General features: G+C 37.1%; 14 protein-coding genes and 1 pseudogene. 3 read left to right on the top strand and 12 right to left on the bottom strand.

Translation table 11 applies throughout. The annotated features are described in order from the left end of the window. Positions 1-22: 22 nt before the first annotated feature. The 8 genes from H6G25_RS07540 to ilvN form a co-directional block, all read right to left on the bottom strand. A complete protein-coding gene (locus tag H6G25_RS07540; protein ID WP_190391946.1) occupies positions 23-1,228 on the bottom strand; it encodes a glycosyltransferase family 4 protein in 1,206 nt (401 codons plus the stop codon). A 17-nt stretch (positions 1,229-1,245) separates the two neighbouring features. Then, complete coding sequence (locus H6G25_RS07535) at positions 1,246-2,397, bottom strand: glycosyltransferase family 4 protein (protein WP_190391945.1); 1,152 nt, start codon at positions 2,395-2,397, stop codon at positions 1,246-1,248. 28 nt (positions 2,398-2,425) lie between these two features. Next, positions 2,426-3,973: a hypothetical protein gene (locus tag H6G25_RS07530; RefSeq protein WP_190391944.1), complete on the bottom strand. Its 1,548-nt coding sequence runs from the start codon at positions 3,971-3,973 to the stop codon at positions 2,426-2,428. A gap of 20 nt (positions 3,974-3,993) precedes the next feature. After that, a complete protein-coding gene (locus tag H6G25_RS07525; protein WP_190391943.1) occupies positions 3,994-5,172 on the bottom strand; it encodes a glycosyltransferase family 1 protein in 1,179 nt (392 codons plus the stop codon). Beyond that, entirely contained in the window at positions 5,132-6,430 is a 1,299-nt protein-coding gene (locus H6G25_RS07520; protein WP_190391942.1) for an oligosaccharide flippase family protein, read from the bottom strand. The genes H6G25_RS07525 and H6G25_RS07520 overlap by 41 nt, the downstream gene beginning before the upstream one ends. After that, positions 6,417-7,415, bottom strand: a complete 999-nt coding sequence (locus H6G25_RS07515) for a hypothetical protein (protein ID WP_190391941.1) — start codon at positions 7,413-7,415, stop codon at positions 6,417-6,419. The genes H6G25_RS07520 and H6G25_RS07515 overlap by 14 nt, the downstream gene beginning before the upstream one ends. 37 nt (positions 7,416-7,452) lie before the next feature. After that, the gene (locus H6G25_RS07510; protein WP_190391940.1) at positions 7,453-9,492 is read right to left on the bottom strand and encodes a nucleoside-diphosphate sugar epimerase/dehydratase; all 2,040 of its coding nucleotides are present in this window, start codon (positions 9,490-9,492) and stop codon (positions 7,453-7,455) included. 633 nt (positions 9,493-10,125) lie between these two features. Further along, positions 10,126-10,644: an acetolactate synthase small subunit gene (ilvN, locus tag H6G25_RS07505; RefSeq protein WP_028084672.1), complete on the bottom strand. Its 519-nt coding sequence runs from the start codon at positions 10,642-10,644 to the stop codon at positions 10,126-10,128. 289 nt (positions 10,645-10,933) lie between these two features. Between ilvN and H6G25_RS07500 the strand changes: the two are divergent. Both H6G25_RS07500 and H6G25_RS07495 read left to right on the top strand, forming a co-directional pair. Next, positions 10,934-11,947, top strand: a pseudogene (locus H6G25_RS07500) (transposase); the annotation flags it as partial. Positions 11,948-12,444: 497 nt separating this feature from the next. Then, positions 12,445-12,777, top strand: a complete 333-nt coding sequence (locus H6G25_RS07495) for a BON domain-containing protein (RefSeq protein WP_190391938.1) — start codon at positions 12,445-12,447, stop codon at positions 12,775-12,777. Positions 12,778-12,815: 38 nt separating this feature from the next. Here the strand turns inward: H6G25_RS07495 and H6G25_RS07490 are convergent, their stop codons facing one another. Beyond that, positions 12,816-13,730, bottom strand: coding sequence for an alpha/beta fold hydrolase (locus tag H6G25_RS07490; protein WP_190391937.1), 915 nt, complete (start codon positions 13,728-13,730; stop codon positions 12,816-12,818). Between the two features lie 417 nt (positions 13,731-14,147). Here H6G25_RS07490 and infC point away from each other — a divergent pair, with 417 nt between their 5' ends. After that, on the top strand, positions 14,148-14,681 hold the full coding sequence (gene infC / locus H6G25_RS07485; protein WP_015083285.1) for a translation initiation factor IF-3: 534 nt from the start codon (positions 14,148-14,150) through the stop codon (positions 14,679-14,681). Positions 14,682-14,890: 209 nt separating this feature from the next. On the opposite strand, the gene purT is transcribed toward infC, so the two are convergent. From purT to H6G25_RS07470, 3 genes are all read right to left on the bottom strand, one after another. Beyond that, positions 14,891-16,063, bottom strand: a complete 1,173-nt coding sequence (purT, locus tag H6G25_RS07480) for a formate-dependent phosphoribosylglycinamide formyltransferase (RefSeq protein WP_190391936.1) — start codon at positions 16,061-16,063, stop codon at positions 14,891-14,893. A 309-nt stretch (positions 16,064-16,372) separates the two neighbouring features. After that, entirely contained in the window at positions 16,373-18,187 is a 1,815-nt protein-coding gene (locus H6G25_RS07475) for an ABC transporter permease (protein WP_190391935.1), read from the bottom strand. A gap of 225 nt (positions 18,188-18,412) precedes the next feature. Beyond that, a complete protein-coding gene (locus H6G25_RS07470; protein ID WP_190391934.1) occupies positions 18,413-19,363 on the bottom strand; it encodes an ABC transporter ATP-binding protein in 951 nt (316 codons plus the stop codon). Between the last annotated feature and the right edge of the window lie 340 nt (positions 19,364-19,703).

Raw genomic sequence — 19,703 nt, 5'->3', positions numbered from 1 at the left:
TATTTAGAGGTTGATAGATAATTTAAAAGGATTTTGTCTGGCTTGATAACCATGTCTGCGTTTGTTCTTTGACATGGTTGTAGAATTTAATTCGGCGTTTTTGCAAAATATCTTCTCTGTAATTTTTGGCTTTTTCTAAATTGGAAATTGACATAGTTGCTAAACGGTATGGGTTAGTGACAACTTCTCGGATTTTATGTGACAGTGCTATGTGACAACCAGGGTTAACCATATCCTCTTCTGGTAATAATTCGGGAATACCCCCTACATTTGAGCCAATACAAGGTAGCCCCCGCGCCATGGCTTCAATCATGGCTTTTGGTAAGCCTTCCTGGTATGATGGGAGAACGAAAAGATCACCTTGATCCAATTGCTCAATTACTTGCTCTCTGGTGGATAAATATCCGCAAAATGTGACTCGCTTATTTATACCTTTTTCCGCTGCCAATGTTTGCAATTCTGATTTGTACTTACCATCTCCTACCCAAATTAGTTGTAGATCTAACCCTTCTTGTACACAAACTGCAATGGCTTTAATTAAAATATCTGGTGCTTTGTAAAGTTGCGCTAATGTACCTACGCTAACAAGCGTAAATGTTTTTATACCTGTTCTTGGCTCTCGCGGTGCAGCCGCAAAGGCTGAGTTGGGTAAATCAATACTGGAGAAATAAGTGGAAAATGCCCCGTTTTTTGGCGGATATCGCTTTTGTAATGAGTATTCTGTTACATAAGCAGCAGCGGTAGCATTGGCAGTATGACGTTGTAATTGCCACGTTGACCATCTCCGAAAAACTGCTCTCAAAGGATGCTTGTAAGCACCAGGGGCAAAGACATCATAAGGATCATTAACTACTTCTATGCCATAAGGTCTTGAAGATGCTAAACACCGCCAGACAATTGCACCGATATCACAGGATAAACGCATTTGTACGGCTTGTGTATTCGCTAACGCAGCGATCGCAGTTTTTTTGATATGAGTATAGTTTTTTACTAAGCCTGATCCGCCTTGATAGTCGGGTAAAGGTATCGCTTTGATTCCTGGTCCTGAAGCTTGATTCCAGCCCGATGGTAGTAATTGATACGGTTTTGCTCGTGCTAATATCTTAACTTCATCGTATACGTCTAAATATCGAGACCAGAAGTGATAATCTAATGATTGATTTGGAGTCCACAGTATACCATCACTTGTGATTCCAAAGTGGGCGCTGGCTGTTACTAATACATCCATTTTTTTAAGCTTAATTTTTATGTTTTGATTAGGCAATTATGGTAAATTTCTATTAGTCCTTTGGCACTATTTTCCGTGGAATATTTACTTTTTATCCAAGCTCTTCCAGCCTGAGCAAGGTCTTGAGCATATTGGCGATTATTGATGATGTCAATCGTTGATTTAGCCATGCCTTCTAGGTCTTCTACTTCATGTAAAATCCCTGTTTCTCGATCTTTGACCGCTTCTATTAAACCGGGGATTTTTGAACCAACAATTGGCAATCCTGCTGCATTAGCTTCAATAGCAACTAGCCCAAATCCTTCATGAAAAGAGGGAAATAAAAAAACGTTAGCACAAGTCATTAATGCCGGAATATCGTCACGCAGTCCGATTAACTTAACTGCATTTATAAGTCCAAGTTTAGTGATATTTTCTGTAATTAATCCTCGTAATGGACCTTCTCCTACTAACAACAGTTTGGCTGTAGGAATCTTTTCTACAACTTTTTGGAATATAGAAAGTAATCCTAAATGATTTTTTTGTTCTATCAATCTTCCGACATGAAGAATAATCGGGGTGTCTTCAGTCCAACCAAAGGAATTACGCAACTCTTTCCATTTCTCAGGTGTTGCTAAATCGGGAATATTCACACCATAATTTAAAACAAGACCGGAATTTTTTATGTTCTGATTAAAACCTGTCAAACTATCAATTACTCCCTGAGAACAACCTGTAACTAAATGAGAATTTTCCAATGCGTAGCGAATACTAAATTTTGCATAAATTGACCGTAATTCTCGAATTACAAAACGACGAGTTAATGGTGTTTGGGGAGTAAAAAATTTCGTATTATGAAAGGAGGTAATCACTGGGATTCCTAATTCATTACCTAGCCAAGTACCAAGACCACTATAAGCCTCTAAATGGTTATGGAGAATCTGGTAATTTCCCTCTATGATAATCCGTTTTAAATTGTTAATAAAGCCAAAATGAGCAAAATTTAATTGACAATGAAATACTTTTGCACCTAATTCTTCTGCAATATTTGCTAATGCACCTACATTTTGTCCTTTACAACAGAAATCCATCTGATATTGGTTTCTGGGAATTTGTCGCAGCATAGAAAGTAGCCACATTTCAATTCCACCTCTATTTAAACTGTTAATTAAATGAAGAATTTTTAACATAGGTAATTGCTCATGGGTAATTGGTCATTTAGTTATAAAGGGAAGTTTGTTTTCTCTCATTGATAAGAGGAGGTTGAGAGAGGAGTATTTTTCTGTCAGAACTGCTAAAAATTACCAGAGAAGGAACACCACCAACAGTGATTAAAAAATATATAAGATTATCCAAGTCACCTATCAAAATTGTAAAACTGAAATTGATTAACATTGGTAGCAACAGTAAGCGAGTATCTACTTTTGAATACCCTGCCAAAGAACGTTGAATTAATCCAACAACTATCCCCAGAACAATATAAGAAAAAGGTACAGCAAAGGGTCCAAAATTTAGCATTATTTCTCCAGCAATTCCGTAAACTTTGGAGGATACCCACACTCCAGGAATATAAGAACCCATACCATAAAGTAGGTCTGTTCCTTCTTTCGATTTATTTGGTGGTTTTTCGGGATAAGGCCAAAGTTGTTGGGGAATTAAAAGAGCAAATGCTGAATAATAAGTTCGTCCCCAAGCATATTGGTAATCACTATCATCGTCCATTAATCTATATAGCATATAAGCATGAACATCGGTTCTTCCTAAATCTCCTAATAATAAGTTCTCCCAAGTTCTCCCATTTTCTGCTGTGTATTCTTCCCTAGCTTCTGCTCCCTGTAAGGCAGTTTCAAATCCTTCAGTTCCCCCTGATTTTAAAAATCCATAAAAGTACATGAAAAATATGAAAAATATCATGCCCATGAGGATTTGTTTTTTATTAATTTTCCTCAGCCAAAAATGAATCATTCCCGCCGCCCAAAATAATGCCCATATTGTATTACTACGACTACCTCGCAAGCCACCAAATAGTAATTTAATTACAAAAAATATGACCAAAACTGTAATCAATACAGGCCATGTTTGTAATCTTTTTTTATCTTTAGCATAGACAGAAAATGCCATCATTGCTAAATTAGGAAAACTTTCACAAATCATTAATAACCAACCTTGTCCTACTCCGGCTTCGGTTTGTTTATCTGCGAAAGCATTGATATAACCAATTAACCCTCCATACTGGCTATAAACTAATATTTGTAAAACTAAACAAACAATTAGTCCTATCCCCACAATTAAAGGAAAACGTTGTTTATTAATCATCCAAATTGTTTTTTGATTTCCCCTTTGATTAATTGATCTTTTTTGAAAAAATTCAGAAAAATCTATATTTCTAGAAACGCGATAAATTAAAATACCTAATAAGTTGAGAATTGCCATTCCACCTACCCAGGGTCGCCAGTCTGGAGGTGGTATTAAATCACTACCTAACCAATTATTCCAACTAACATGAAGTAGGGGTGCTAAGAAGAAAAAATGAACACCTAATAAACCCATAACGCCTACGGGAGAAAAGATATTTAATCTCCCCCGAAACCATTGCACAGCGTCAATACCAATGACAATTCCACTCAATGTTACTGGAATAATAAACCAGTGCAAAAATTGATTTGTAGTTGGCAGAAATCCTAGCAATACAAGCAGACAAAAGAAAACGGAAATTATTAAACTATCAGGATAAATTGTTTTCCTGTGAAGAGACTGTTGATTCATAAAACTATGTTGTTGAATATTTAATTTTGATAAATCTGTTCTAATTGTTTGACGGCTTTTTCAATGTTGAAATTACTGTCTTTCATGATTTTTAAAGCCTCAGTTTGATTAATCCCTGGGACTTTATTTTTCCAAGTTAAAATTGCTTCTGCCCAAGTATCCGCTGATTCACTTAAAGAAAGTCGCTGCACTAGGGGTTTAATTACATCACCTTCCTCGGGAACAACATCGGAAATTACGGCAGGTAATCCCGCGCACTGTGCTTCTAACCGTACATTTCCTAATCCTTCAAAAAGGGATGGGAACAGGAATACATCCATAGCACCTCGCATTAATCGGGCAACATCAGCACGAACACCTGTAAAGATAACATGATCCGTTAAGCCTAATTCTGAAGCTTTTTGTTCTATTTGCGATCGCAGTGAACCCTCTCCTACTAACAAAAGACGCATTTTCGGTTCTCTTTTGACTACTGCTGCGGCAATATCAAGGATAAAGGTATGGTTTTTTACTTCAACAAATCTACCTATGTGACCAATTACAAAAGTATCCGTAGGGATACCAAGTTCAGCCCGGATAGCGGCTGCATCAATTTTATCTGCATAAGGGGTGATATCCAGACCATAATTAATAGCTTGCCAACGGGGGTTAGATTTGTCACTCGAACCAAATAAGGCTGCTACCGCTTGGTTGTTGATTCCTAAACCCATAGTTGCATAGCGGTTAATCCAAGATTTCATCCAGGTATAATATAAGCGGCGATAAAGTCCCCCTTTCGTGGCTATAGCTGATGTATCTGTGTGACAGTGAGCAATGCGACATGGTATACCTGCTTGAGCAGCTAGACGCAAAATATTACCACTGAAGAGATGTACATGACTATGAATAATATCATAGGGTTCATGTTCACGCAAAATCTGGCGAAATTTGGGAACGTAAATCCAAGGTCGAGAGGGATAGGGACAGGTAATAATTTGACTGTTGAGAGCGCGTGCTTCTTGGTCATAAGCACCGGGTTTTGTGCTATGGACTAAAAAATCCATTTGGAAGCGATCGCGGTCTATATGCTGTAAAATTTGCATTAGCCAAGTTTCAATCCCCCCCCGATTCATACCCCCTAAAACATGAAGAATGCGCCGAGTTTTTTGAGTAATTTCTCTATCTGTGTGTTTGATATCTTTGGATGCGATGTACGGCATGAAATATGACTCCTAATGTAAAAATTATGCGAACTATTTCGGCTATCATCAGTGCTATTGCTGCCCCTTTGAGTCCATTTTTAGGAATAAACCAGAAGGAAGCGATCGCAGATGTACTGGTGACTATAATGAACAATGGAATTTGCGTACGGAAATATCTAGCAGCGGTCATTCCTTCACCGAGAAAGGAGGAAACATACCCAATTCCCGCTGTCACCATTAACCAAATCAGAAGCTCAGTATATTTAGCGTATTCTGGTTGGTAAACAATAGTTAAGATTTGCCCACCAGCAACCCAAGCGACTAAAATACCGGACAACCCCAACAGACAAGCAATAGCAACAAGTTGGAGGAGAAGTTTTTGGTACGCGCTAACGTTCCCCCCAGCGTAGTATTTTGCCAGTCTAGGACGGGCTGCGCTACCTAATGCACTGATTACCATGTTTCCTGCCACTATCAGGTACGCAAGGGCAGCAAATACACCGAGTTCTTTTTTTCCTAAAGAATGTTCGAGAAAATAACGAGGAATATTAGCATTCAGGGAAATCAACATCATTACCAAACCCAAAGGCAAGGATAACCAAATTAACTTCCTGATAGTTCCTAATTGCCACCGAGGTTTTGCTGTCTTTCCCTCCAGAGAATCAGGAATTTCACCTTCTGATGTAAATTTATTAATCAACCACCGATAACTAGGGATATCCCAGATCAATAAAATACAAGCCCAAGCTATGACTAACCCCAAAACCCCCCAAATAATACTACCTGATATATAAGTACCTATACTTAACATCAGTAAAGATAAAGGACCTTTCATCATTACAGATATGGCCATGCGATCCATTTTTTCATGTTTCTGAAGCAGTCCATAAAAAACATCGCTAATTGATTCTAATCCTTTAGCAAAACCAATCAAAATTATGACTATTGCTGTCTCATCTTTATATCCTGTCGCTAAGGTAATCCATAAGATTATTGGTAATGCTAACCCTGTGGTGATCAATCTTAAACCTAAATAATCATTGAAAAGATAATGATTTTTAGCATCTGTTGTTTGAATATCTCGTAATTGGAGATTACTAAACATCATGACTGGGGCTGTTACTGCTAATCCTAAAGTAAATGTCCCTACCATTTCTGGATTACCAAGTTTAGCTAAAACTACTAACATTCCCCATTGGCAACCTGAATAAATTAGATTACCAATGAAAGTCCAAGAAAAATTACGACGTAGGGTTATGTCTTTATTTTTTGGCATTGGCTTTCGTCATAATCTTAATTCTTTTTCTTTCTGCTATGCCAAATACAAAAACTATTTGATAACCATCCACACAAGCTATCCATTTACCATTATCAAGTTGATGTGGATCAATATTGTGCATACCAATTTTATTCCAACCTGCACCACTTCCTTTAATCACTGGATTATGGATGATCTCTTTTTCTTCATAGTTAGTAGTTGTCAAATTGGTAATTTCATAAGCCCTAACTTGATTACCATAAAAACCCACCACATCCTGTGTATATCGGAAAATCTTGCCATCAGATACTATTACCCTTCCTCCCGGTCTGGATATATGAAAATTTCCTTCTATTAAAGGACTTTGAGGATGCTTGACCCAATTTCCCATTAATTCATCAGCATAGTAAAGATGCAGTATATTACCCTGGGGAGATGTCGTAAACATCCACCATTGATCATGGAAATTGAAAATTGAAGAATCTACATAATCGCTGCCTTCTAGTAAGGTTTTAACTAATGTCCATCTAGTAGGAAATTCAACTGCTTTATATAGCCTAATTGCATTGGCTTTATAGCTTTCTGGAATCATATAGTATTCATTTTGGAACTTGAATACATAAGGATAAGATAAATGAAAATCTTCCCTAATTATGATTTGTTCATAACGCCAATTCAAGCCATCTTTGCTAGTTGCAAGTCCTATCTCTCCTTTAAAATTCAAACTATTTAGTACCTCGAAAAACATATACCAAACTCCATTCTCACAAACCATAAATGGATCAGCAACTAAGTCTGCTGGTATATCTGTAACATCTTTGGCCGTCAAAACCGGATTTTTGATATTCTCTGGAGAACTTAATTGAAAAGGTGATTCCCCTGTATAAATTCCTATTGACCAATCACATTTTCTTCTCACAAAAGTTCTCACTGTTTTTTTGAGGGAAGATAAATAGTTTGATTTGGGAAAATCTTTGATCTGAACTTTATTACTTAATTGCATGATTTTCATTGAGATTGATTTAAACTATGAAGAGTGTTTATGCACCTGTTGGCTCGATATTTGCTAAAATATTTACCGGCCTATGGGAGGTCTGATTTGCATATTTAGCTGCATCTAATAAACTGCTTTCTTCGGGGAATTTCGGTTTGTAACCTGCTACCAATTGCGACAGCAATAAAATAATAGAATTGGTATCATTTCTGGCAGCTACTCCTAGCAATTTTTCTACAGTAATATTCAAAGAATTAGGAATAATCCGACTTGCATTTTTCACAACTAATAGTTTTTCGTGTTCAGTCTTCTCATACTCTTCCCCCTCAATAAACAATTCCTCAAATAGCTTTTCTCCTGGTCTTAAACCTGTAAATACTATGTCAATATCTTTGTTAACTTCATATCCCGAAAGATGAATTAATGCTTTCGCTAAATCTACAATTTTCACCGGTTCACCCATATTTAACATTAAAACTTCACCACTACGACCCAGGATAGATGCTTGCAAAACTAGTTGAACTGCTTCCGGTATGGTCATGAAATATCGGCAAATATCAGGATGAGTAACTGTAATTGGTCCCCCTGCTAAAATCTGTTTTTGGAACGTAGGAACTACACTACCACGACTTCCTAAAACGTTCCCAAAACGCACAGCTACATAGGATTTACCACTTTCTTTTGCAGCTTGTAAAACTAACATTTCTGCTACTCTTTTACTAGCACCCATGACATTAGTAGGATTAACTGCTTTATCTGTGGAAATCATCACAAAATGTTCAACATTATATTGCAATGCTACTTGTAGTAAATTTCTCGTTCCCATTACATTATTAGTAATTGCTTCTGCGGGATTTAATTCCATCAGAGGAACGTGTTTATGAGCCGCAGCATGAAAAATTACATCCGGTTTAAATCTCTCAAAAGCGTGTTCCAATCTCGACTGCACTCTAATATCAGCAATGAAAGTATAAATCTGTGGTATATTAACATCCGGTGCTGATTTATGATTATTTTTCAATATTTGGATCAGTTTTTCGAGTTCTTGTTGGATATTAAAAACAGAATTTTCTCCATGGCCAATTAGGATAATTTTAGCTGGATGACAACGTAAAATTTGTCGGCATAGTTCACTACCAATTGATCCTCCTGAACCTGTGATTAATACTGTTTTATTCTTGATAAATTGGGCTACTCTTTCTAGTTCTGTCTGAATGGGTTCACGTCTGAGTAAATCCTCAATTTTGATGTCTCTAACACTATCTACTCTTACACGACCATTCAGGATTTCATAGATTCCTGGCAAGGTACTAGGTTGCATTCCATTGTTTTGACAAATATCTACAATTTCTCTAATAGTTTGTCCAGGAACTGTAGGCATAGCAATGATAACTTTGTGAATTTTTAGTGTTTTGATAACTTCAGAAATTTTCTGACGATTTCCTAATACGGGAATTCCCCTTAAATGTATATTCTGTTTTTTGATATCGTCATCAATAAATCCTACGGGATAAGCTCCAAATTGGGGATTTCTTTGCATATCTTCTACAAGGGAAACCCCCGCACTACCAGCACCAATGATCAGCACTCTTTCTCTGTTTTTAGATATTTTTTGTCTGTGGCTTATTCTTTCTACAACTCGAACACTAAACCGCAGTAAAATCACAAATATACAAGATAGTATTCCCTCCAAAATTGGCAGTGATTGCGGAAGTTCACCTAATAGCATCTCCAATAAATTAAATAGGGTCGTTTGAATGACTACCACACCCATCATCAATGTGACTATATAAATCCCTTCTTCGATGCTTGCGTACTTCCAATAGCGTCTATAAAAACCAACCCTCCAAAAGATAATTAGTTTGACTACTAAAAACAAAATTGTCGCAATTCCCAACTGGAAAATATCTTCTTGCAAGTTCAGATTACCATCTAAACGCAATCCTAATGCTAACAATGGTGTCATTGCAAAAACCGTGATATCACAAATAAACCAATGTCTATTCCTGATTTTACTTAATTGACTCGATAATTTTCTAATTGTTCTCTGAATAGTGACATGAGAAACAAAAAATAGGATATTCATATCAGTATCTCCAGGAAAATCTACGGAATTTTTTCACTGGATAAACACCTGAAATTCTGATTAATAACCTCAAAAAACTCCTTATGTAAATAACCCTATCCCTATTCAATTATCAATAATAGGGATTATCCGACAAGTTCTAAATTGGTTATCAACACAAATCTTGATGGTAAAAATGGTTCGGATTTAATAACAGGCGAATCTACTCAATATCTTCATCATTTTCTGGGAATTTATGCCAAATCACATAGCATCAATAACTCATTAATCAAAATATATTCTTGGGGCTTGTGTCTTCTGCCTCTGGGGTGATAATTTACCAAAATAAATCTTCACTAGTCACATTGGAGTGCTATATAATTTATGTCTACCAACCAAATATGAACATAATCTATGGGTTATTATTTTTTGCTTTGAACTAAACCTTATCCATCTTGAAAATTTGAGGTTTCAACTTAGACGGGGTTTATCAACTTTTTATCAGTTTTTCATTCACTAAGTCACGCCAGGTTGACATAATTCTTGATTAAATCAAAATAATAGCAGCAGACATAGTAGTTACACCATATCTGCTGCTTAATTGGACGGGAAACTTCGATTGTTAACTATAAGTTTAATCCGCGTTTAATCACCCTAGACTTTTACCTGTAAAGACTTCAGTAATTCAGTATTTACACCTGATTCACGAGTTAGAGAAATTTTACCTGTACGGGCAATTTCCCTCAGTCCAAATTTTTGTAGCACTTGAACTATCGCTACCATTTTACCAGGATCACCCACAACTTCTAAAGTCAAAGAATCTTCAGCCACATCAACAATTCGCGCCCGGAAAATCTGAGATAATTCAATTATTTCTGAACGATTACTGCTATTAGCATTTACCTTGAGAAGCATCAATTCTCTTTCTACGCAAGGTATTTCTGTAATATCTTGCACTTTGAGAACATTAACTAACTTATACAGTTGCTTGGTAAGTTGTTCGATGATGCGATCATCACCAGGTACAACCATTGTAATCCGAGATACTCCTCCTTGCTCCGCAGGACCGACAGCAAGGCTTTCAATATTAAAACCCCGACGTGCAAATAAACTAGCAATGCGGGATAGAACTCCCGCTTCATCTTCAACTATAACTGACAGCGTATGTTTCATCGGCAACTAAAAAAGCATGGCATGAACGCAGACCGGCACTCATGAGTGCGAAGCGAATTTCTACCACGCTGAATTGTCGGTCTTAATTCTTATTTTATCAGAAAACGCCGTAATACCCCATCTCTCTACAGGGTGGGGATGTAAGGCGGGTAAAAATTAAACACCCTTCAAGGGATATTAAGCGCAGCTTAATCGTGAGAGAGGGTAGTTTCATTTTTACCAATCTTAGAAATTGACTAATTCCCTAAAGTATTTTATACTTAAAACAGGTCGACTTAGTAATAAAAAAATGATTGTTTTTGAATTTAAAGCCAAAGGCACAAAACAGCAATATCAAAAAATTGCTCAGGCTATACGGATAACCCAATTCATCCGTAATAAGTGCTTGCGCTTTTGGATGGACAATCAAAATGTTAAATATTACGATCTGAATAAATACACTGCGGTATTAGCTAATGAATTTGATTTTGCTGATAAATTAAATTCCATGGCTAGACAGAGTGCAGCAGAAAGAACCGCTTTTGCAATTAAAAGATTTTTTGATAATTGTAAGGCAAAAGTTCCAGGTAAGAAGGGTTATCCAAAGTTTCAAAAGAATAACCGTTCCATTGAATATAAAACATCAGGATGGAAACTATTAGATGACCGAAAACACATTACTTTTATAGATAAATGTGGAATTGGTCAGCTAAAATTAATTGGAACTTGGGATTTACATTTTTACCAGATTAAGCAAATCAAAAGAATCAGAATAGTTAAACGTTCTGATGGATATTACGTTCAATTCTGTATAGATGCAGAACGGAATATTGATGTTAATCCAACTGGTAAAACCGTTGGTTTAGATGTTGGTCTTAACAGTTTCTACACTGATTCTCAAGGGGATAAAATTGATAATCCCAGGTATTTGCGGAAATCAGAAAAGTCTTTAAAACGATTACACAAAAAAGTTAGTCGCAAAAAGAAAGGTTCTAATAATCGCAAAAAAGCTATTAACCGTCTTGGTAAAAAACATTTGCAAGTATCACGTCAACGTAAAGACTTTGCTATAAAGACAGCATTGTGCGTAGTTAGATCTAACGATTTAGTGGCCTTTGAAAAACTGCAAGTGAGAAATATGGTTAAGAATAGCAAATTAGCCAAATCAATTAGTGATGCTGGATGGTCATTGTTTACTCAATGGTTAGAATATTTTGGTAAAGTCTATGGGCGTGTAGTTGTACCAGTTGCACCTCAATACACTTCTCAAAACTGTTCTAGTTGTGGAGAAATCGTCAAGAAATCACTTTCAGTTAGAACTCATTAGGACTTACGCACAAGTCACGGAATAATGAACCACGTTCGCGGAGCGTCCCGTCAGGGATAGGAACGAAGAGAACGAAGAAAAGAGGGTTTGAGAGATATTTTGCGTAAGTCCTGCTCATGTTTGTCAATGTGGGTGTATTCTTGACCGTGACCACAATGCTGCAATTAACATTCTAGCAAAAGCACTAAAACAAACTGGCTATGATCTAAGTACGGTGGGGCGCACCGGAACTAATAACGCTTGTGGAGAGATTACCCTCTGCTCAGACTTGGTAACAAGTTTGAGTAAGGTTGCTCATTGAAACAAGAATCCCCGTCCCTCTATAGGGCGGGGAGCGTCAAACTTAATAGTTCCAATCATTCAGTTCTTCTGGAAAAGTTATCTAGAAATCTAACTACTAGTGGATTTTGTCCAAAATTTTCTTGGTTAAATATATCTACTTTTAAGAACTTCCATTATTATTAGAAGTGAATTATGATAGGAGATAAGTATTTATGGGTTGGTTACAAAGACTTTTTGGTTTAGAACAATCGGAAAGGACTCAAGTTAATCCCACAACTGATGTTAATAGACAAACAACTCCCCCAGAACGAATAGGATTAAACGGAGAATATGACCAAAGTGGTTTAGCAAAGCGCGTAGCATTAGCATTTGATCAAGATCCTGACCTTGATGATATTGACACTCTCTGGGTTGCTCAAACGGGTAGCACTGTGGTATTAAAAGGTAAAGTTCCCAGTCAGGATATTCTCACTAAAATGGTTTCTATCGCTCATGGTGTTGACGGAAGTACGGATATTGATACTACAGAAGTCAATATTGAATAACTTTCCACCGTTACTCCAGAACTTAATCATCTCCTTACCTATTGCCAGTTACCCATTCTACCTATCCAATCTAAAATTTCTTCGTTAACCTGTTCTGGTGATTCATCATGGGGACAATGACCCACATCTTCCAGATATACTAGTTCTAGTTTCTCATTGTAGCGCAGAAATTGATTCGCTAGTTTTGGGGGAACAAATCGATCTTTTTTCCCCCAAATTAATAACATGGGAATTGTTAAGTTTGGTAAAATTTTCTTGACACTCGGACTAAAATTAGCCCCTGTTGTTGCCTTAAATAAGGCTCTAAAAGCACGGGCAGATCCTCTGTCCTGGGGGGGTCCTGCTAAGATGTCTATCAGTTCATCACTAATTGCTTCAGGACGAGCATAGGCTAAACCAGCCCAACGCCGCAACACGCTAGGACGACGCACAAAATAGAATATCGGTTTTAATATTAATCTGGAGGTCAATATACTTTTAATACCCCTAACCACGGGTTTGAGAGCGGTCGGGATCATTTCTTGTTCTAGGCTGGGATCTGGTAAACTGATCATCACAATCCCCTTTACCATGTCAGTATGGGTAGCCGCTGCTACTAAAGAAATCAGTGAACCTATGGAATTACCCACTAAAACAACTGGTTGACCGATAAAGGTTTTCCAAAAGTCGTAAACTTGTTCTACCCATAATTCTACATTGTAATTAGTTGCAGCCTTTTCAGATGCGCCAAATCCAATCATGTCTAGAGCATAAACTGTATTGTGTTTACCTAATACCTCTAAATTATGCCGCCAATGACCAATGGAAGCCCCAAAGCCATGTAGTAAAATCAATGGTGTTTGTCCTGGATGATCTTTGACAGGACGAATATAAGTATAACGAGTTTGCCAGCCCCGCCATACCCAGTCTCTTTGATTACCAACCCGTTGCTGCCAATGTATTGCAGTCGTCACTTTTCCCTCTTTTGTGATTGAGCAATTATTAACCTTGTTTCTTTTTCCCTAATATGTTAAATTATATTTGATTATCTCCACTGTATACCTAATTTTGTTATCCTAGAAGCATCCCCTAAATATCTTAGATTTCTAAGTATTCATGAGGATAAATTGCAACCATAGTTATTGGTGTTAAATATCATGTAATTTACATTAATTAATTTTTTGAACCGGTTTTTGTCAAGTTTTGTATAGCAATAGAATAACAAATATGTTCAAACTTCCAACTAGTGTATGAATTAGCTACACTGGAGATGGATATTCATTTTTCAATTCTGAGTTACTCTTGTATTTTGCCTTAATCGGCATATTCAACCAAGCTAACTAAATCAAGACCAACCCAAATTCTTAACTAAAGAGCTGCCACTAATCATAATGCCTGTGATTGAGAAAAAAAGAACTCGTGATCTGCCCCAAATTAACGAACGCATTCGCTTCCCGAAAATTCGGGTAATTGACACTGATGGCGCACAACTGGGAATTATAACCCCCCAAGAAGCCATACAATTAGCCGAAGAGAAGGAATTGGACTTGGTGCTAATCAGTGATAAAGCTGACCCGCCGGTATGTCGAATTATGGACTATGGGAAATATAAGTTTGAGCAAGAAAAGAAGGCGCGGGAAGCCCGGAAGAAGCAGCACACGGCTGATGTGAAAGAAGTAAAAATGCGCTACAAAATAGAAGAACACGACTATAATGTGCGCGTCAAGCAAGCCGAACGCTTCCTCAAAGATGGCGATAAAGTTAAGGCTACTGTAATGTTCCGAGGTCGGGAAATTCAACACAGTGACTTGGCAGAAACCTTGCTTAAGCGGATGGCTACAGATTTAGAGCCTTTTGGTGAACTACAGCAAGCACCAAAGAAAGAAGGGCGAAATATGATGATGCTGATTTCACCCAAAAAATAATCTTGTCAACAAACTGCTTTACCAGGTGATGAATATTGCATAAGTTCGGTAATAATAGTACCAAAGATTGACACCAGGGAGATTTTTTCCCATCCCGTCAACTTTCATCACTGTTAGATTCTTGTAAATTTATCTCAAAATCATAGTCCTGACGATTGAGTGTCAAATATAATACTCATCCGTTCAGGACTTTTACTATTGACAAAATACTATTTACTTATTTTCACCTGACTAGCTGCTTTTGTGGCCTTTTCTCTCGCTTCCTGAATATCCTTACCTTTGGCTAAGGCCACTCCCATGCGACGATAAGGATGAGCAGTAGGTTTACCAAATAATTTAATATCTACATCTTTTTCTGCTAAAGCTTCAGCTACACCAGTAAAAGCAATAGAATCAGATTTTTCTGAAGCTAAAATTACCGCACTTGCAGAAAATCCTAACTGTTGAATATGGGGAATTGGTAAACCTAAAATCGCTCGCAGATGTAATTCAAATTCATTCAAATTCTGGGAAATTAATGTCACCATTCCTGTATCATGGGGTCTGGGAGAAAGTTCGGAAAAAATCACTTCGTCTTTAGTGATGAAAAATTCAACCCCAAAAATTCCCGCACCTCCCAAAGCATCAGTAACTTTTTTGGCGATTTCTTGAGATGCTAATATTTTAGCTTCAGAAATAGCTGCAGGTTGCCAAGATTCTTGATAATCTCCTCTTTCTTGACGGTGGCCAATGGGAGAACAGAAAATTGTGGGTGCGTCCCATTGTTTAATTGTCAATAAGGTAATCTCAATTTCAAAATTAATAAATTCTTCGACAATTACCTTTTGACTATCACCACGAGAATTAGAAATAGCATAATTCCAAGCTTTTTCTACTTCAGTTCTATCATTAACTACAGATTGACCTTTTCCAGAGGACGACATCACAGGTTTAACAACATTGGGAAAACCAATTTCTTCAGAAATAGTAATTAATTCTTCTAAGGTGACAGCATAACCATATTTAGCAGTTCTAATTCCTAGTTCCTTGTGGGCTAATTCCCTAATTCTGTCGCGGTTCATGGTGTAGTTAGTAGCCGCTGCTGTGGGAATAACTGTAATTCCCCTTTGTTCAAATTCCTGTAACTTTTCGGTTCTAATAGCTTCAATTTCGGGAATGATAAAATCAGGCTGATGTTTATTTACTACTACTTCTAAATCATCAGCACTCAGCATAGAAATAACTTCTGCACAATCAGCTACTTGCATAGCAGGAGCATTAGCATATCTGTCAACAGCAATCACATAATTACCTAAACGTTGAGCAGCGATTACAAATTCCTTTCCTAGTTCTCCTGAACCAAGCAGCATTAATTTCTGGGGTAGTTTTAGTGCCTTAATCATGAGTTTCTGGTGATTATTAAAAGAATACAAAAACTTCAGATCCCCAACTTCTCTAAGCAGTCGGGGATCTGATTTGTTCTGATTGATTATTTGCACATAACGATCATATCGTCAAGTTTTAAATAAATGTTTATTTGTGTAGGTTGGGTTGAGGCAAGGAAATCCAACATGATGAATATTTTTGTTGGGTTGCGCTGTCGCTTAACCCCTACTTTCAAATATTAATATAAAAAAAATAACCGCATATAAACGCAAATTATTCGCGGATATCGGCGGCTATAAATTCAATAATTATCAAGAATTATTCAGTTATCTTCCCGCTAATAATGCTTTAGTTGCAGATTCTCCTAAAATTCCGATTTTGCGATTTAATTGCAAATTTAACAGGGCTACAACGGTGAAATCAGCTAAAAGTGCCATGAAAATTGTTGTTATTTCTGTGTATTGTATCGCTGCCCAAGGGAAGGTAGAGAATAACCACAAAGTGGGATTTTTATATGGAGTAATCCCCAAAACTGAGAGCATAATTGATGGCAGAAACATGGCTACACCTATAGTTCCCACAGCCCATACATAACGCTTGGGGTTTTTCATCAGTAGCATCAGTTGAGCAATTGTGGCGTAAATCAACATCAAACTCAAGGCTAAAACCATAGCTAATATGACTTTACTCTTGTCCATGTTGCCATTATAGAAATTGTCAGGGGATAATACAATCCAAATCATAGTGGGAATACTAGCAATTAATAGATTAATCGCTATTGCCACAATTGCCGGGCTTTTTGCACCAAATACTAAATCTTGTAATAAAGATTTATTTCGATGATTTTGATGTCTATATCTTGCCCAATCTTGCATAGTTTGCCGATGGGGTGAAAGGATAATAGTTAAAGCCAACACTAAGATAAAGTTGAATAAAGATGTGAGGAATATCATCCCTACATCGTATTGATTATCAACTCCGGGTATAGTCAATCCCAAAAACATGATCTGAGCAAAACCTACAAATAAATAACTTTGTCCTTTACTCAATATTGTACTATCTGCATTCCGAAAGCAGCGTTTCATTGCTTGCCAAATACCATAGGAGCAAATTCCATAATTAACTAAATGAAAGCCAACTAAGGTAATGAAACTTTTGCCTATTGGTAGAAAGAAAAATTCTAGCTTGTTGATTGATGAATCTTGATATGAACGAAACAGATTAGGAAATAGATAATTGGTAATATCCCAGGGAGCGAAAAATCTAATCCAAGTTAGGGGATTATTAAATTCTCCATAGGATGATACCATGGCCATGGTAATCAACAAGAATACAAGTACAGCACCGCTACCCAACCAGGGTTGAAAGCTGCTAAACCAGCGACTAACTAAACCAAATAATAGGGCTGCACTGTAGAAGAAAACACAACTAGCTGCAAGAATAGCGTAATAACTGAAAATGTAACTGAAGGCGATTTTTGCAGAATGTCCAGCCCAGAAATGTAGAGGAATTGCTGTCAAAACAAAGAGATAAATTAAACTAGGAACTCCGAGAATTTTTCCTGTTAAAATGCTGGTTGCTGTTTGGGGACTCAGGCGAATAAAATTCAATGTTCCCCGTTGTTCTTCTTTGGCTAAATCGCTGATGAGTAAGTAAGTCCCGCCAACTAATAGGCTAAAAATGAAAATTACACTCAATGTTAAAAATGTGTATTCCCAATGATCTCGCCACCACAATTGCCAGTCAATTTTATCTAAAGGACAAACGTTTTGAACTAAATAACTCCGTAAATTATTTAGTTCAGTTTCAACTTGATTAAGTTGGGCTTGTAAATTGGGAATTATGCTAGGATCTGTTAGGTTAATTTGTTGATAATTTGATATTTTTTGACTGAGTAAGTTTTGTTGTCTATAAAGTTCTTGTTCTTGCTGTTGGTATAGTTTTCCTAAAGTACAGTAAGATGCTGTAAAATAGTAGTTTTCATCGGGAAATTCTCGTAATTGAAACAGAAAAACTATGAGTTGCAATAACAAAGAAGAACCCATAGAAATGATGAGATTAAAGCCTTTTAATCTGCCTTTAAGTTCTCGAAATAGTTGGGGATTTAATTCGCCCACTCTGTCTATAAAATTTAGTAACATCGTCTAGACCTCCAAAAATTGAGCAGTTTTATTTTTGAACAATTTTTAACTTTGTGCAGAAAATAAATCGTAAGGGTTTAGGGAACAGGGAACAGGGAAGATAAAAGAAAAATGTTCTTCATCCTTTATTCTGATAGCACTGCGTGGCGTTAACCATACTCCTGAATTCTGACAATAAATCCAAAATCTAAAATCTAAAATCCAAAATCTAAAGTCCAAAATTATCTATGATGCTTGTTTATGACCTAATTTGAGGAAAATGGTTTCTAGGTCTTCTTGGGTACAGTGAAACTCTGTGATGGGAATTCCTGTACTGACAAGCGATCGCAATAAATCCGCAGAATCTTCTGGTTTACCAGAAAAATTGACGCGCACGCTATTTTTACTAGGTATTACCTCCCATTCTTCGACTAAAGGATGATTTTTAATTTCCCTCACTAATATATCTATATTGCCCAAAGTAGACACAAAAATCTGCTGTCGGGAAAGACGTTGATAAAGATGTTGGAGTGAAGAACTTTCTACTAAAAAACCTAGTTCCATAATACCCACGGATGTACACAACTCCGCTAAGTCGCTAAGAACGTGGGAGGAAATTAAAATTGTCATTCCTGCTTCTTGCAAAGCTTTAATAATTTCCCGAAACTGCATCCGGGCAATGGGATCAAGTCCCGAAACAGGTTCATCTAAAAGGAGTAAAATTGGTTCATGAATAATAGTTCGGGCTAAACTTAATCGCTGTTTCATCCCCCGTGAGAGAGTAGAAATCATGGTATTGCGTTTATTACCCAGTTGAATGAGTTCTAAAACTTCGTGGAGGCGTTGGGTACGGTGTTTTCCTTGCAAACGATACAAACGGGCAAAATAATCTAAATAATCCCAAACTGTCAAATCTTCATATAATGGGTAGTCATCGGGTAAATAACCAAGACGACATTTAAGTTTGAGATTGCTATGATCTCCTAGAAGGCGATCGCCATTAATATAAATTTCACCTGTAGTCGGTTCTTCAGCAGTGGCTAACATCCGAATTAAGGTGGTTTTACCTGCACCATTGGGACCAATTAATCCGTAAACTTCACCTGTTTGGATTTCTAAGTCAACATCATTAACAGCAACGTGTCTTTCAAATTGCTTAGTTAGTCCGGTGGTGCGAATTGCTATTTCTTTTACCATCGCGGCTGGGTTGGGGCTTGTGTGCAATAGTTAACTTAAACTGTTTCTACAGTGGAATTGGCCATTGTTTCGGAAATGGGAACAAAACAGTTGTAGGGGCGAAGCATTTGCAAAGTAGCCTGTGGTACAAACTAATAATTAATCGTCTGAATGCTTCGCCCTTACAGGAGTATAGCCAACGCCACGCTGTGCTATCAGGATTTGAGAATAAAGAATAGATAATTTTGCCGATACTTTTTCGCTAACTAATGCTAACAAATACATAAGTTGAGATTGTCTCTCAACCAAGGCGTATCAACCAATGCACGAAGATAAATTCCTCGCGCACCATTCAAATCTC

This window comes from Dolichospermum sp. FACHB-1091 (genome assembly GCF_014697585.1).
Lineage (GTDB): Bacteria > Cyanobacteriota > Cyanobacteriia > Cyanobacteriales > Nostocaceae > Dolichospermum.
This window is presented reverse-complemented; position numbering and strand designations above follow the sequence as displayed.